This is a genomic window from Flaviflexus equikiangi (assembly GCF_014069875.1).
Lineage (GTDB): Bacteria > Actinomycetota > Actinomycetes > Actinomycetales > Actinomycetaceae > Flaviflexus > Flaviflexus equikiangi.
The window spans coordinates 2156121-2170602 of record NZ_CP059676.1 but is presented as its reverse complement, the minus strand read 5'-3'; the positions used below and the strand labels follow the sequence as shown (position 1 = coordinate 2170602).

15 protein-coding genes are annotated in these 14482 nt (G+C 61.1%); 12 read left to right on the top strand and 3 right to left on the bottom strand.

The features are described 5' to 3' along the window. Window positions 1–25: 25 nt before the first annotated feature. Both H2O75_RS09965 and H2O75_RS09960 read right to left on the bottom strand, forming a co-directional pair. The gene (locus tag H2O75_RS09965) at window positions 26–742 is read right to left on the bottom strand and encodes a MarR family winged helix-turn-helix transcriptional regulator (RefSeq protein ID WP_182171554.1); all 717 of its coding nucleotides are present in this window, start codon (window positions 740–742) and stop codon (window positions 26–28) included. 155 nt (window positions 743–897) lie between these two features. After that, window positions 898–2127 carry an MFS transporter gene (locus tag H2O75_RS09960; RefSeq protein ID WP_220462731.1) on the bottom strand — a complete coding sequence of 410 codons (1230 nt, stop codon included), beginning with the start codon at window positions 2125–2127 and terminating at the stop codon, window positions 898–900. Between the two features lie 57 nt (window positions 2128–2184). Here H2O75_RS09960 and H2O75_RS09955 point away from each other — a divergent pair, with 57 nt between their 5' ends. Further along, window positions 2185–3093, top strand: a complete 909-nt coding sequence (locus tag H2O75_RS09955; RefSeq protein WP_182171551.1) for a LysR family transcriptional regulator — start codon at window positions 2185–2187, stop codon at window positions 3091–3093. 34 nt (window positions 3094–3127) lie between these two features. Here H2O75_RS09955 and H2O75_RS09950 read toward each other — a convergent pair whose 3' ends face one another. Next, complete coding sequence (locus tag H2O75_RS09950) at window positions 3128–3751, bottom strand: SRPBCC domain-containing protein (RefSeq protein ID WP_182171548.1); 624 nt, start codon at window positions 3749–3751, stop codon at window positions 3128–3130. 346 nt (window positions 3752–4097) lie between these two features. Between H2O75_RS09950 and dnaK the strand changes: the two genes are divergently transcribed. The 11 genes from dnaK (at window position 4098) to H2O75_RS09895 (ending at window position 14456) form a co-directional block, all read left to right on the top strand. Further along, complete coding sequence (dnaK, locus tag H2O75_RS09945; RefSeq protein ID WP_182171545.1) at window positions 4098–5951, top strand: molecular chaperone DnaK; 1854 nt, start codon at window positions 4098–4100, stop codon at window positions 5949–5951. Next, window positions 5948–6547 carry a nucleotide exchange factor GrpE gene (locus tag H2O75_RS09940; RefSeq protein ID WP_259365251.1) on the top strand — a complete coding sequence of 200 codons (600 nt, stop codon included), beginning with the start codon at window positions 5948–5950 and terminating at the stop codon, window positions 6545–6547. The genes dnaK and H2O75_RS09940 overlap by 4 nt, the downstream gene beginning before the upstream one ends. Window positions 6548–6604: 57 nt before the next feature. Continuing rightward, entirely contained in the window at window positions 6605–7591 is a 987-nt protein-coding gene (locus H2O75_RS09935) for a DnaJ C-terminal domain-containing protein (RefSeq protein ID WP_182171542.1), read from the top strand. Then, a complete protein-coding gene (locus tag H2O75_RS09930; protein WP_182171539.1) occupies window positions 7588–8037 on the top strand; it encodes a heat shock protein transcriptional repressor HspR in 450 nt (149 codons plus the stop codon). Before H2O75_RS09935 ends, H2O75_RS09930 begins: the two co-directional genes overlap by 4 nt. Before the next feature lie 305 nt (window positions 8038–8342). Further along, window positions 8343–8651 (top strand): hypothetical protein, encoded by a 309-nt coding sequence (locus tag H2O75_RS09925; RefSeq protein WP_182171536.1) that lies wholly within the window; start codon window positions 8343–8345, stop codon window positions 8649–8651. Window positions 8652–9014: 363 nt separating this feature from the next. Further along, window positions 9015–9968 carry a hypothetical protein gene (locus H2O75_RS09920; protein ID WP_182171533.1) on the top strand — a complete coding sequence of 318 codons (954 nt, stop codon included), beginning with the start codon at window positions 9015–9017 and terminating at the stop codon, window positions 9966–9968. Further along, the gene (locus H2O75_RS09915; RefSeq protein ID WP_182171530.1) at window positions 9965–10663 is read left to right on the top strand and encodes an ABC transporter ATP-binding protein; all 699 of its coding nucleotides are present in this window, start codon (window positions 9965–9967) and stop codon (window positions 10661–10663) included. Before H2O75_RS09920 ends, H2O75_RS09915 begins: the two co-directional genes overlap by 4 nt. Window positions 10664–10817: 154 nt before the next feature. Continuing rightward, a complete protein-coding gene (istA, locus tag H2O75_RS09910) occupies window positions 10818–12128 on the top strand; it encodes an IS21 family transposase (RefSeq protein WP_220462701.1) in 1311 nt (436 codons plus the stop codon). 84 nt (window positions 12129–12212) lie between these two features. Continuing rightward, window positions 12213–12917, top strand: coding sequence for an IS21-like element helper ATPase IstB (istB, locus tag H2O75_RS09905; RefSeq protein WP_182169460.1), 705 nt, complete (start codon window positions 12213–12215; stop codon window positions 12915–12917). 174 nt (window positions 12918–13091) lie between these two features. Next, window positions 13092–13658 (top strand): hypothetical protein, encoded by a 567-nt coding sequence (locus H2O75_RS09900; protein WP_182171527.1) that lies wholly within the window; start codon window positions 13092–13094, stop codon window positions 13656–13658. 252 nt (window positions 13659–13910) lie between these two features. Next, window positions 13911–14456, top strand: coding sequence for a YagU family protein (locus H2O75_RS09895; protein ID WP_220462730.1), 546 nt, complete (start codon window positions 13911–13913; stop codon window positions 14454–14456). The last annotated feature ends 26 nt before the right edge of the window (window positions 14457–14482 follow it).

Genomic DNA, 14482 nt, shown 5'->3' with positions numbered 1-14482 from the left:
TGGCGGCCTTGGGCCGCCACATGGTTCAGCTGTGGTCGCCGTGGTGACGTTCGTGCCCGTGACCTTCGTGCCCGTGACCTTCGCAGTCCCCGCGGCGACCCTTTCCTTGTCGCTTTCCCTCGCATCCGCCTCGGTGTTCGCGGTTGCCGTGGTGATGTCCGCCGTCAATGTCGTGGATGCCGCGACGTCGGCCGAAGCGGTGAAGGGGGCTGTCCGGGCCGAGCTTCTCGGCATCCTTCAGCCAAGCTTCGAAGCGGTCCTCTCCAAGGCGCTCTCGGGCGCGCTCGGTCCATGATGTCAGGTCGGAGCTCTCGGACTGCTCCGTCAGAGACTCGAGATGGTCGATCATGCGATCGAGAATCTCGTCGAGCTGGGCCCGCTGCTCGTCCGTCAGCGGTGCGAACGCATCGGGGGTTTCGGGTTGAAGCTGTTCGATGCTTCGACCATCTTCCGTGAGGGAGATGAGGACGATGCGGCGATCCTCCTCTGACTGAGACCGTGTCACGAGGCCCGCGGCCTCGAGCTTGACCAGCAGCTCGTTGAGGGATGCGACCCTCATGCCGAGGATAAAAGCCAGGTCCTTCGTGGGGATGTTGTCCTGGAGCTTGAGTGCGGCCAGGATGCGGCCCTGTCCGCGCGTCGGGTCGGCTGCGGGGTGATGAGGACCGCGGGGTCCCCGACCATGCGGCTTCATGAGATGCATGGCGTATCGGAACTTCTTCATGAGTTCGTCGTTTGTCATATGATCCTCCTAGAATCAACTGGAACCTGTATGTCAGGTACCTGTTGAAACTATAGAACAGGTGCCTGCAGAATGCAACAGGGACCTGTTGGAGATCGTGTGGGGTTGTGCGATCGTGCGAAAACCCTTCGCGGAGACTGGGGAAAACGTGAATTCTACGCAGTCGATCGAGCCACCGCGGCGCCGATGAGTCCCGTCGCCGCGGTGAGGATGCCCAGGAACGCGATCATTGCCCCCCATCCCAGATCGTGCATGATGACTCCCGAGACGACGCCGAGCACGGACGACCCGAGGTAGTAGGACGTGAGGTATGTTCCCGTGGCCTCGGCGCGGTCGCGACTCGCAAGAGCGCCGACCCATCCGGAGGCGACGGAATGGGATGCGAAGAATCCCATCGTGAAGAGCCCTGTTCCGAGAACCGTCGTGGCGATCGTGGGGATGGCGATGAGGGGGAGCGAAGCCAGGCAGGCGCCAACCCCGGTGAGGAGGATGCGGGGGCGGCCATGCTTCGCCGCGGAGCGGCCCGCCCATCCCGAAGAGAACGTGCCCCCCAGGTAGAGGAGGAAGATGCTGCCGGCCAGGCCGGGGGAGAAGTCGAACTCCTCGATCAGGCGGTAGCCCAAGTAGTCGTAGAGGGAGACGAAAGCTCCCATGAGAAGGAAGGCGATGAGGAAGAGTCCAAGGAGTGCGGGCGTGCGCAGGTGACTGGTGACGGCCCGCCATTCGCCCCTGACCGTCAGTCTCTTCGGTGTGAAGCGCCGCTGGGCCGGGAGGAGGAGCACCGCGAAGACAGAGCAGGCGGCCGCAAACATCATGTTGGCGCCCAGCGCCCACCGCCAGTCCGCAAACTCCAGCACTCCCGCGGGAATGAGGCGCGAGAGCAGGCCCCCGAGCGTCGTCCCGGCAATGTACTGTCCCATCGCCCTCGGCAGGTCCAGTCCGCTTATCTCGTCCGCCAGCCATGCCATTGCCGTCGCGGGAACCCCGGCGATCGCCAGGCCCTGAAGGGCGCGCCCGGCAATGATCCATTCGATGGTGGGGGCGAACGGCAGTGCCGTGCCGACGGTGATGGCGAGGAGGGTGGAGATCGCGATGACGCGGCCGCGGCCGAAGCGCTCGGAGAGGATGGAGGCGGGAAGAATCGCTAGTGCGAGCATTCCCGTCGCGGCGCTGACCGTCCATGCGGCCGTTGCGGGGGTCGCATCGAAGTACTCGGACAGGGCTGGCATGAGCGCCTGCGTGCAGTAGATGGCGTTGAAGGAGGCGAGCCCTGTGGCGAAGAGGGCGAGAACGGCCCGCCGGTAGGATGGGTCGCCATGGCGGATGCCATCGCTCCGTTCCGCGCTCGCGGGCTTGTCAGCCGTCTTTCCCTCATTCCTCATCATGGGACCATGGTCCCCGCCCCGAGCTATCTTGTAAAATGCATGAATCGATCAGTTTTCATGAAAATCATGCATGGGAGGGGTGTTGTGCGCGCGGAGGATTACACGTGGTTCCTGACCCTTGCCGGCGTTCAGAACCTGTCGGAGGCGGCAGATCTGCTCGCCATGCCGCAGCCGACGCTGTCGAGGCGCCTGGCCAGGCTCGAGTCGCGTCTCGGGACGGAACTCTTCGATCGTGGCGGGCGGCGCCTGCGCCTCAACGATCGCGGGAGAGTCATCGAGGCGGCATTCCGCGACGCGCAGCAGAGCCTAGATCGTGGAGAAGCGGAGCTGCGGCGCCTACTCGATCCCGAGACGGGACGCGTGAGATTCGGCTTCCTGCCGTCACTCGGCCCGTGGCTTGCCCCGCGAGTCATCCGCAGCTTTCTCTCCCGACATCCCAAGGCCGATGTCGTCCTCTCCCAGGCAACTGCCGAGGCGCTCGTCATGGCGCTGCACGCGGGAGAGCTCGATGTTGCGCTCTGCGCGCCCGATGTGGTGCCCGAGCTGCTGGGCGGTTTAACGATCCATACCGTTCATCGTCAAGCCATGGCGATCGTTGTCCCCGAAGGGCATCGCCTCGCGCCTCGGACATCTGTCCGCTTCGAGGAGGTTGTGGGGGAGTCGTTCGTCGCGGCGCCTCCCGGCTATACCACCCGCAACATCCTTGACAGGCTTGCTCGCGGCACGAAGCTCCGTATCGTCCTCGAGTCCGAATCTCTCGCAACCCATGCCGGGCTCGCGTCGTCGGGGATTGGTCTTGCGCTGCTTCCCGTCGATGATCCCTCTCTCCACGTTCCGGGGGCGGTCTTCCTGCCGCTCGAAACGAACGACAAGAGGGAGATCGCGCTCGTGTGGCGCGCAGAAGACGTACCGGTCGTCGCCTCGTTCGTGGCCGAGGTGTCGAGCGAGTTTCGCGGCGAACTGTAGGCCGCCATGAGCCGCCGGCCTGTCGCGACCAGCCCTATTCGACCGGCTTCTCTCCGCGATAGAAGGCTGCCGTTCGGGCGGCCTGGAGCTCGGCAAGCTTGTGGTTGGCTCCAGAATAGTTGTGGGCACGCTTCCATGACTCGGCAAGGTCGGAGATAAACTGCAGGCCCTCCGGGCTCGCCATGATCTCCGCCATCTCCTCAGGATTCGCCCGAGCATCTCCCTCGAGATAAAGGGAGAGGGCGTACAGCGCACCATCCCAGCCGATCCCCGTCGCGGCAGGTCCGAATGTCTCCCAGTGCTCATCGGACGGCACCTCATGGGAAACCTTGAGGCGGGTGCCTCGGCCGTTGGGGAACAGGCTGATCCGGAGGCTGGAGAAACTGTTCTCGTACTCCCACGTGATGCTGAGCTTCTTGTGGGGGATGCAGTCGCGGATCTTGCCCGAGTGGCGGCTCTGCGGCAGGACGTACGTGCCGCCCTCCTTGAGATTGCCCTGCGGCTCCTCGAACCATTGCGCCAAGGCATCCGGGCTCGTCAGAGCATCCCAGACTTCTGCCGGCTCGCTGGCAAACTTCTGCTCCAGCTCGACAAGATGCTTCTTGCCGTTCCGTGAGGTCTTTCGCTGAACGGCCTGCACCTGAGTGTTGAGGCTCATGGGTTCCTCCCCGGCGCCGACCGTCGACGCCCTGCCTCAAGCCTACCTATCCCGCGCTGGTGGCGTGACCGGCTCTGAGGGCATAGCGTGCCCACGGGGCTGACGACATGCGCGCCGTGGGGCGCGTTCGCTCCGGGTGATCAGGAGCCCCCGGGGCTCGTTCTGTGGCCTATCTCAAGGTGTTGCGACCGATGGGAATATTCCCCACCTATGCAAAGTTGAGTAGAGTGGACTCAAGAAAGAGCTAGTCAGTTGGACATAACCTTCTCGGTGCTTCACACTTGAGGAGGAAACATTTACTTGCCGCTTCGGCGGTTGGGCTTCGGCCCGGAAGGAGTTATTCGCTATGGCACGTGCAGTAGGTATTGACCTTGGCACCACGAACTCGTGCGTCGCTGTCCTCGAGGGCGGCGAACCCACGGTGATCGCCAACGCCGAGGGTGCCCGCACCACCCCCTCGGTTGTCGGCTTCTCGAAGTCGGGAGAGGTCCTGGTCGGCGAGATCGCCAAGCGCCAGGCCGTCACCAACGTCGATCACACCGTTCAATCCGTGAAGCGCCACATGGGAACGGACTGGTCCGTCTCCATCGAGGACACCAAGTACACCCCGCAGCAGATCTCTGCTTTCATCCTCACCAAGCTGAAGAATGACGCCGAGGCCTACCTCGGCGAAGAGGTGACGGATGCTGTGATCACCGTTCCCGCCTACTTCAACGACGCTGAGCGTCAGGCGACGAAGGACGCCGGCCAGATCGCTGGCCTCAACGTCCAGCGCATCGTCAACGAGCCCACGGCCGCGGCTCTCGCCTACGGCCTGGAAAAGGGCAAGGAAGACGAGCTCATCCTCGTCTTCGACCTCGGTGGCGGCACCTTCGACGTGTCCCTCCTCGAAGTCGGCAAGGATGAGGACGAGTTCTCGACGATCCAGGTTCGCGCAACCAACGGCGATAACCGTCTCGGCGGCGATGACTGGGATCAGAAGATCGTCGACTGGCTGGTCGGCCAGGCCAAGAACAACTACGGGGTCGACCTGTCCAAGGACAAGATCGCTCTTCAGCGCCTCAAGGAGGCCGCGGAGCAGGCCAAGAAGGAACTCTCCTCGGCCACCTCGACGAACATCACCTTGCAGTACCTGTCGATGACGGAGAACGGCCCGCTGCACCTCGATGAGAAGCTCACGCGCGCCAAGTTCGAAGAGATGACCCGCGACCTCCTCGAGCGCACGAAGGTTCCGTTCAACAACGTCATCAAGGACGCCGGGATCAAGCTGTCCGAGATCGACCATGTCGTCCTCGTCGGCGGCTCGACGCGTATGCCCATGGTGACCGAGGTCGTCAAGGAGCTGACCGGCGGCAAGGAGCCGAACAAGTCCGTCAACCCGGACGAGGTTGTCGCTGTCGGTGCCGCCCTCCAGGCCGGCGTCATCACCGGTGACCGCAAGGACGTCCTCCTCATCGACGTGACCCCGCTGTCGCTCGGCATCGAGACCAAGGGCGGCGTCATGACGAAGCTCATCGAGCGCAACACCGCTATCCCGACGAAGCGCTCCGAAGTGTTCTCCACGGCGGAAGATAACCAGCCCTCCGTTCTCATCCAGGTCTACCAGGGTGAGCGCGAGTTCGCTCGGGACAACAAGCCGCTCGGCACCTTCGAGCTCACCGGCATCGCACCCGCCCCGCGCGGCGTTCCCCAGGTCGAGGTCACCTTCGACATCGATGCCAACGGCATCGTCCACGTGTCCGCGAAGGATCGCGGCACCGGCAAGGAGCAGTCGATGACCATCACCGGTGGATCGGCCCTCCCGAAGGACGAGATCGACCGCATGATCAAGGAAGCCGAAGCACACGCCGCTGAGGACGCGAAGCGGAAGGAAGAGGCAGAGCTCCGCAACACGGCAGAGCAGCAGGTCTACTCCATCGAGAAGCTTCTCGAGGAGAACAAGGACAAGCTCGACGATGCTCTCGTCTCCGATGTTCAGGGTGCAGTCGGTGAACTCAAGACCGCGCTCGAGGGCGAGGACGTTGAGGCCATCAAGACTGCCCAGCAGGCGCTGACCGAGAAGTCGCAGAAGATCGGTGAAGCGATCTACGCGCAGGCGGCAGCTGAGGAAGCTCCCGCTGAGGGCGCGGCCCCGGCTGACGGCGACGAGGATATCGTCGACGCCGAAGTTGTCGACGATGAGGACGGTACGAACAAGTGAACAACCAGTCGCCCGAAGAGATGACCTCGGAGGACGCTGGCAGGGTGGACGACGCTCAGCCAGATCCGGCGGAGGAGACGGTCGAGGAGACCGAGACGGCTCCCGCCGAGGAGGCTGACGTCGAGGACTCGGCGGCCGAGGAGGATCCCCTCGCGGCTGCCCAGGCTACGATCGCGGACCTGGAGGACCAGCTGGCGCGCTCCCGAGCGGACGTCTACAACGTCTCGCAGGAGTACAACGCCTACGTCCGCCGCTCCAAGGCCGATGGTGCGGCCCAGAAGCAGGCGGGGATCGTCGCGGTCCTCGAGACCCTCCTCTCTGTCCTGGACGACATCGAGCTGGCCCGCCAGCACGATGACCTGAACGGACCCGCTGGTGCGATCGCGACGAAGGTGGAGAACACGCTTCAGACGAACTATCAGCTCGTCCGATTCGGGGCAGTGGGAGAGCCCTTCGATCCGGAGATCCACGAGGCACTCATGAACACTCCATCGGATGTGGAGTCCGAGCAGATCGGCACTCTCATCCAACCCGGCTACAAAATGGGAGACCGAGTCCTCCGTCCCGCACGGGTCGGGGTAGTCTCTCCGCAGTAACGATGTGTGTGTGCCGGGCCTTGTGCCCGGCACACCTTCGAAGGAAGGTGATGCGCCATGGCTAGTCAGGATTGGCTGACCAAGGACTTCTACTCTGTCCTCGGCGTGCCGAAAGACGCGACCGACGACCAGATCAAGAAGGCTTATCGGAAGCTCGCGCGCACCTACCATCCGGATAAGAATCCGGGTGATGAGGCGGCGGAGAGCAAGTTCAAGGACGTCGGTGAGGCATACGCTGTGCTCTCCGACGCGGAGGATCGCAAGCAATACGATGCGATCCGTGCGATGGGGGGCGGCGGTGCCCGCTTCTCGGCCGGAGGGTCGGGCGGAGGCGGCTTCGACGACGTCTTCTCCTCCATGTTCGGCGGGGGCGCGTCAACCCATCGGACCGGCAACGCTGGTGGTTTCGAAGACATTCTCGGCGGCATGTTCGGCGGAGGGGCAGGCCCCTTCGGCAATGCGGGCGGCTTCGGCGGCTTTGGTCGGAGAACCCAGAAGGGTGCGGACGAGACCGCCGCAGCATCGATCTCTCTCGCCCAAGCAGTCTCTGGAGCAACCGTGCAGGTGGTGAACCGCGGTCAGCGCTTCAACGCGCGAATCCCGGCCGGCGTGCACGATGGTCAGAAGATTCGTCTGCGCGGCAAGGGCCAGCCGGGTACGAACGGCGGTGAACCCGGGGACCTCATCATCACGGTGTCCGTGGAGAAGCATCCCGTGTTCGAGCTGTCCGGCAAGAACATCAAGATCACGCTTCCCGTCTCGTTCGCGGAGGCCGCCCTTGGCGCCCATGTCGATGTGCCGACGATCAGCGGCGAGACCGTGACGGTCAAGATCCCTGCCGGATCCTCGTCCGGTACGACACTGCGGGTGCGCGGGCGCGGAGTCCAGGGCACCGGCACTCCGGGAGATATGCTCGTCACGCTCAAGATCGTCGTGCCGAAGAAGCTGTCGACAGACGCGAAGGAAGCCGTTGAGGCTTTCAAGGCCGCGACGGGCGATGCTGACCCGCGAGCCGACCTTGCGAGGATGGCGAAGATTTCATGAGCCCCTCCCTGTCCAGGAACGACCCCGTCTTCTCCGTCTCGATCGCGGCGCAGATGGCGGGGATGCATGCCCAGACGGTGCGCCAGTACGACCGTCTTGGGCTCGTGGTCGCCTCCCGGACGAAGGGCGGCGGGCGTCGCTACTCTCTCAACGACATCGAGGCATTGCAGGAGATCCAGCAGCTTTCCCAGGAAGAGGGCATCAACCTGGCCGGCATCTCACGCATCCTCAAGCTCGAGAACGAGGTGAAGAAGCTCAAGCGCGAGAACAGCAGGTTGAAGTCAGCCCTTGCTCGGCTCAAGAATCTTCTCCTTGAGAAGCAGGCTGCCGAAGGCCGCGTTTTCGCGGCAGGGCAGGACGGCTCCATCGTCGCCCTATCCCGTGGCGAAAGGCCGCCCGGGGGGTCCTCCCGCCGCAGCTCCGCCCTCGTGATCTGGCGGCCGTAAAGCTCGGTCTGTGCCCTGGGGTATTGCGGTCGAGCGGCTCGTCAATGCTGGGTTCGTTGGAACCCCTGCAAGGCAGGAGGTGAGGCGAAGCAATATGCTTGTTGTTCCCGCTGAAACGTTCTTATCGGCGAAGGACTTGTAACCATTCGACGCCAATTTTTGGCTTGTCATGCACGTTGTCGATTATTCGCTTTATTCAGCGGGCGTACTTATCTGAGGATAGACTTCAATAGCCACGAACCCTCAAAGATCAGCTTCGAGGGGGGGGGATGGTTCCTTCTGCGAATGCAGGTTCTGGAGGAATTATGAAGAAGGCTATTGGACTCTTGGCCACACTTTTGCTTGTTACGGGGATGGGCGGTGCAGCTGTTGCCGCAGAGGGCTATCGCGGGACAAATGTCTATGGTTGTCAGGCTTATATCAGCGGCTCGAAAGCCTGGACGAACTGTCGTCCGGCGACACGATCATTTGAGTATGCGACCAAGGCCTGGTGCACGGCACAACCGACTCGAATGGGGGCCTTCAGATCAGTTTCCCGCAATTCGAATGTCACCGGCATATCCGAAGTGGGATGCACTTTTAACGTGCATGACGCACAGACCAAGTATCAGTGATCGAGGGCGGCGGGTGCGGCGGCCTCTCGTCGCGCCCGCCATCCGTAAGTTTGGATAGCCATCGTGAGTTTTCTTCGCATAAAGGAGCGTCTTCGAGGCTCCCTTTTTCTTGTCATTATCCAGGGGGCCGTTCTTCTACTGCTGCTCGGGAGATGGTGGCCGACATTCAACGGTCTAGGTCCGTCGGTATGGATCTCTACGCTCTTGGTAGGCGCCGTAGCAGCGGCGATTTCTGCATCGCGAGAGTCAGATCGGATCAAGTCCGAGAGGAGACCGGTCACCGAAGCGACGCTTCGCTCCCAATTCGGGATTGTGCTCTTGCACTGGGGCGCCGATGTTCTGACGCTCTCGATTATCCCGTCGGTGACTGCTTCAGGCATCGCATATGCGTCGGTTGCGGCAGGCGGATATGGCTATCTCGATTGGGGATACCCCCTCTACGCTGTTCTGTTCGGAACCGGAATGGTTCTTCTCGGCAAGGTCTCTGCCCGGGTATTCGACGGTCGAGTGATAGCACCGCTCGTCGCCTTTATGCTTGCCGCCTACGCGTGGATGTACACGATTGTGACGAGTGCTCATGCGGATACATGGGCGTCGTTCGATCCAGCTGCACTTATCTTGGCAGTACTTCTCATTATCTTGCTTTTCGCAGGCCTCGCCCTAGCGTACACAGGCGGCGAAAGGCGATCTGCTGCAGTTGGTGGTCTGACCCTCGCTGGCTTTATCGCCGTGGTTTTCGTGGGCGGTTCGGTTCACGTCTACAACTATCCTCGGGTGCCAACCGAGGATCCACAGTGCGTCACGGTCGCAGCGGATTCGATCTGTGTCTGGCCCGAGGATGCGCCGTTGCTTCCGGGGCTCGTTGCCCAATTGGAACGGGCTCAAGCACTCGAAGTGGCTGCGGGGATTGAACGTCCCGGTCTTGTTTTTGCTGAACCTGGTTATGACGGTGCGAGCCGCGGCAGTGATGGGGTGACTGTTGCTCCCGTTGAGGGCAGCGCATCGCTTCGATCAGCGCAGGGCTTTGTTGCGCCCGCGGTGGATACGCATACGGGGTTTCCGCAGTGCGTGGACGGCAACTCTTCGGGCGAAGCTTTTGAGCGTCACTTCCAAGTCGCCGACCTCATGACGGCATATGTCATGGGTGATATGACGGATGATTCGTGGGCGACGTCGAGTCCAGACATGGACGCGTGGCGACACCGGGTTGGACAGATTCTTGAGGAATGGTCGGAGGCGGATCGAGTTGCCTGGCTCGGCGAGCAGCTGGCCCGTTACAACGAGTATTGCGAGTTCTCGGGAGAGATTAAACGATGACGATCGAAGGTAATGGGCGAGTGGGTATAAAGGTCTCAGGCCTTACGCAAGGATACGGCCGCCGCGAAGTTCTCAAGGACTTCTCGCTGGAAGTGCCTGATCGCTCGATTGTGGCACTGGTTGGTCCGAACGGGGCGGGCAAGACGACGCTCATGCGGACAATTGCAACGCTGTTGAAGCCGAAAGCTGGAAGCATCGTTGTCCTTGGTCATGACATCGCTACCAGACAAGGGCGAAATTTCGTTCGACGAAACCTCGGCTACCTGCCACAGGACTTTAGCGCCGATGAAAAGCTGACGGTGGAGGAGTATGTGGAGTATTCCTTGTGGATGCGCGGTCTTTCGAAAGCCGATATTCGGACGGCATCTCAAGTGGCTATCGGTCGTGTCCAGCTCTCGCAGGCTAAGCGTGTCAAGCTGGGGGAGCTGTCGGGCGGAATGCGTCAACGGGCCGGAATAGCGGCAGTGACAGCAGGTGATCCTGATCTGCTGATCCTCGATGAGCCGACATCGGGCCTGGATCCCGAGCAGCGTTCACAGTTTCGAGAAGTGCTGAGAGCGGTGGATTCGAGATTGGTCCTAATCTCCACGCATCTGATTGTGGATGTTGCATCCTTGGCTGACTTTCTTATTGTTATCGCTGAAGGAAGTCTGGCGTACGCAGGGTCAGCGGACATTCTCCGTGAAGGGGACTGATGACGCTCGTTGAAATTCCCCAGTTCTGCTCATTGAATTTCCCCACCCGGGGCCGCTTCCGTTCATAGGGGCGGGCCTTCCTCGAAGCTAGTGGTATTCGACCACGCACGAGCTAGAGGAAGGCCCTGTCTCTATGTTGACACAGGAGGAAGCCGTGGATATCCACGCATTACATCGTCGGGGAATCTCTATCAGTGAGATCGCCCGAATCACTGGAAGAGACCGTAAGACCATCCGGTCATATCTGATCGGTAAGCAAGAGCCTGGCAAACGCAAGAAACCCGAGAGCTCGTTTGAGCCGTTTGTGGAATACGTATCTGCGAGATTGATCGAGGATCCCCACCTGTTCGCTCAGACCTTGTTTGATGAACTGCTCGGTCTGGGATTTCCTGGCTCGTATCAAACGCTCACACGCCAGGTCCGTGCCCGTGGCTTACGGCCAGCCTGTCAGGCATGTGCTCACGTCACCAAAAGGGCGAACGCTGTCATCGAGCACCCGCCGGGCGAGGAGACTCAGTTCGACTGGGTTGAACTTCCTGACCCACCTACCGGTTGGGCTTTCCCCAGGAAGACCGCGTATGTCCTGGTGGGGTCGCTGCCCTTTTCGGGGAAATGGCGAGCAGTGATCTGTCCTTCCCTTGATCAGGCTCATCTCATGCATGCGATCACCGTTGTTGTGACTGAACTTGGCGGGGTGAGCCGTCAGTGGAGATTCGACCGGATGACTCAGGTCATCAAACCTGGCAGCAATGATGTCACCGCTAACTTCGGGGCCTTTGCTAAACACTTCGCAGTGCAAGTCGTTGCGTGCCGGCCGCGGTCAGGAAACCGTAAAGGTGTCGTGGAGAAGAACAACCACACCCTGGCCCAACGCTGGTGGCGCACCCTGCCCGATGATCTGACTCTCGAGCAAGCCCAACAATCGTTGACGTCCTTCGCTGAATCTCAGGACTCACGTCAACGCCGAACACAGACGGGATGGTCCACCCCCACAAGCCTGTTCTGTCACGAGCGGCTTCAGCCGGTGCCGGTGACGATGTTTCCTGTTGTGGTTGTCGAGCAGCGTCAAGTCTCTCGTCAAGCACTCATTGAGTGGCGAGGCAACAGGTATTCTGTCCCGCCGGAGTTCGTCTTCGGCACTGTGAATGTCTCAGCACGCCTGGGCAAGAAATCAATCCTGATCACCACTGCCCAAGGCGCCACCATCGCTCAGCACACGGTCCACGAAGACGGACTGGGCATGACGGTGCGGCAATCCCAACACGTGACTGCTCTTGAGACACTCGCTTTAGCCTCTGCCCCTCCAGGGCGGGCTCACCGGAAGAAAGAGCGCATCCCACCCGGAGAACGCTCTCGTGCCGCAGCAGCCCAGCTCACCGGCCCCACACGGTCTGCTGAACCGGCTCAGATCATTGACCTATCAATCTATGAAGCGATCGCACGAGGGAGGAACACCCTGTCATGACACTCGAAGCCAACATTGTTTACGAACAATTACGCCAACACCTATCGGCATTGAAACTGTCTGCCACCCTTGACGCTCTTCCCCATGGACCAGGCCATAGCCCAAGAGCTGACACTGACCCAGACCCTGGAAAAGCTCTTCGCGATCGAACTCAGCGCTCAAGAAGCACGGCAATTAGCTGGCAGGTTCCGGTTTGCCAACATCCCCTCCGGGCTCACCCTGGACGCGTTCGATGTCGACTATGCTTCCGGCATCGACCGCAACCTCCTCCACGAGCTCGGAACGTGCAGGTTCATCCACAATGCCACCAACGTCTTACTCGTGGGTCCGCCCGGAGCGGGTAAAACCCATATCGCTGCAGGCCTTGGGCACGCGGCAGTCACGGCCGGGTACCGGGTCTACTTCACCACCGCCGCTGACCTCGCAGCACGCTGCCACCGGGCCGCGATCGAGGGTAAATGGTCAACAATGATGAGATTCTTCGCCGGCCCCTCACTCCTCATCATCGATGAACTCGGCTACCTCCCACTGCCCGCAGAAGCCGCCTCCGCGCTCTTCCAGGTCATCAATCAACGCTACCTAAAAACCTCGATCATCCTGACAACAAACCGGCCCGTCGGCGCGTGGGGAGAGATCCTGGGCGACACTACCGTCGCAGCCGCAATGCTCGACCGACTCCTCCACAGATCCGTCGTCATCACTCTCGATGGTCCGTCCTACCGCCTCCGTCACCACACCGACCAAGCCGACGAACTCAGACGAGCCACCACCGGCATCAACATACGCTAATCTGAGACCGCGGCCTGGGGAATTTCAATGAGCACAACCGGGGAAAACCAATGAGCGCCATCAGGACCGTTCGATTGAAGAGCTGGAGCGCATCTACATGGATTTGATGAGAGCTCGCCGATGACGGGTCCAGGAGTCTGGCGAGTTTTCCTCAAAACACGGCGTACTTGGGGCGTGGCGGTCCTCTCTGTCATCGCAACATTCACTCTGCTTCTCCTTCATCCTTCCGCATATGGCATTCCCGGTTTCAACAACGTCAGGGACACTCCCTTCAGTTACCTCATCGGTTTCGTACTTGGGTCGCTCACTGCCACACTCGTCCATCCCGTCATTCCTGCGATGGAGGTGCTCGCGACGCGGAGGGTGGCACGAGCAAGGGCCCTGCTTCTGCTGACAGCCACGTTTTTTCAGGGCTTGCTGATATTGGGCGTCTCGACACTCTTGAGGGAAAGCCTGGGGTTGGACCTACCGTGGCAGCACGTGGCTGTGTTTCTCACTTCCACAGTCTTCTTTCTCGGAGTGGGGTTTATTGCGGCCGGACTCATCACCGGACCCATTATGTGGATCATCCCGGTAGGACTTCTCGCCATCTTCTTAGGGTTTTCCTGGAAAGACGAATACGCAGTGCATTCGTGGAATCTCGTCATGAACACGAGCGGTGTTCTCGTCAGTGTTGCGGTCGTTATTTATGGAGTTGGTTTATTTGTTGCCAGTGCTCCCAATCCCAGATTTGGAGGGTAAACATTGAGGGCCGAGTGAGGATGCATCGGCGCTAACTCGATCACCCGCGTGCAAGATAGCAGGCGCTCTTCCATCCTCGTCCACCGCCGGAAATCCACGACTTTATACCCCGGAGAGGGCTTCGGCGGAGCGACAGAGACCACACGAGACCAGAGACCTCAGAGGACAGAGGTCCTGGTTTTTTCGGACTAATCGGACATTCTCTTTCTTGTCCCCGCATGGTGCAGGGCATGATTCACGAGGAGTCCAATTGTGACCGTGACTGATCCGAAACGTCGCCGCTACTCGACCGCCGTGCTTGTCGGCCTGATCGCCGGAGCTTTCTCGGCAATCGTCAAGTTCGGATGGGAAGTGCCGTTCCCTCCGCGCACCCCCGAGCGCAACCTCGTCAATCCTCCGCAGACGATGCTCGAACAGATCGGCATCCCCGAATCTGTCTCTCGCGCCACGATCAACTTCAACGGCTGGGATCTGCCGATCTCGTCCTTTATCGTCCACTTCGGGTTCGCGATCTTCTTCGGTGTCCTCTACTGCGTTGTCGCCGAGAAGTACCCGAAGGTCAAGCTGTGGCAGGGCGCCGCTGCTGGTCTCTTCCTGTGGATCTTCTTCCATGTCCTCCTCATGCCAGCCTTGGGCACCGTCCCGGCTCCCTGGGATCAGCCCTGGGAGGAGCATTTCTCGGAGGCTCTCGGCCACGTGATCTGGATGTGGTCGATCGAGATCGTCCGCCGCGACATTCGCAACCGGATGACCGGTGAACCCGATCCCGAGGTTCCCCTGCCCGTCGCGGCCAGGTAGATAACGCGCTTCAGCCCCGGATGGGA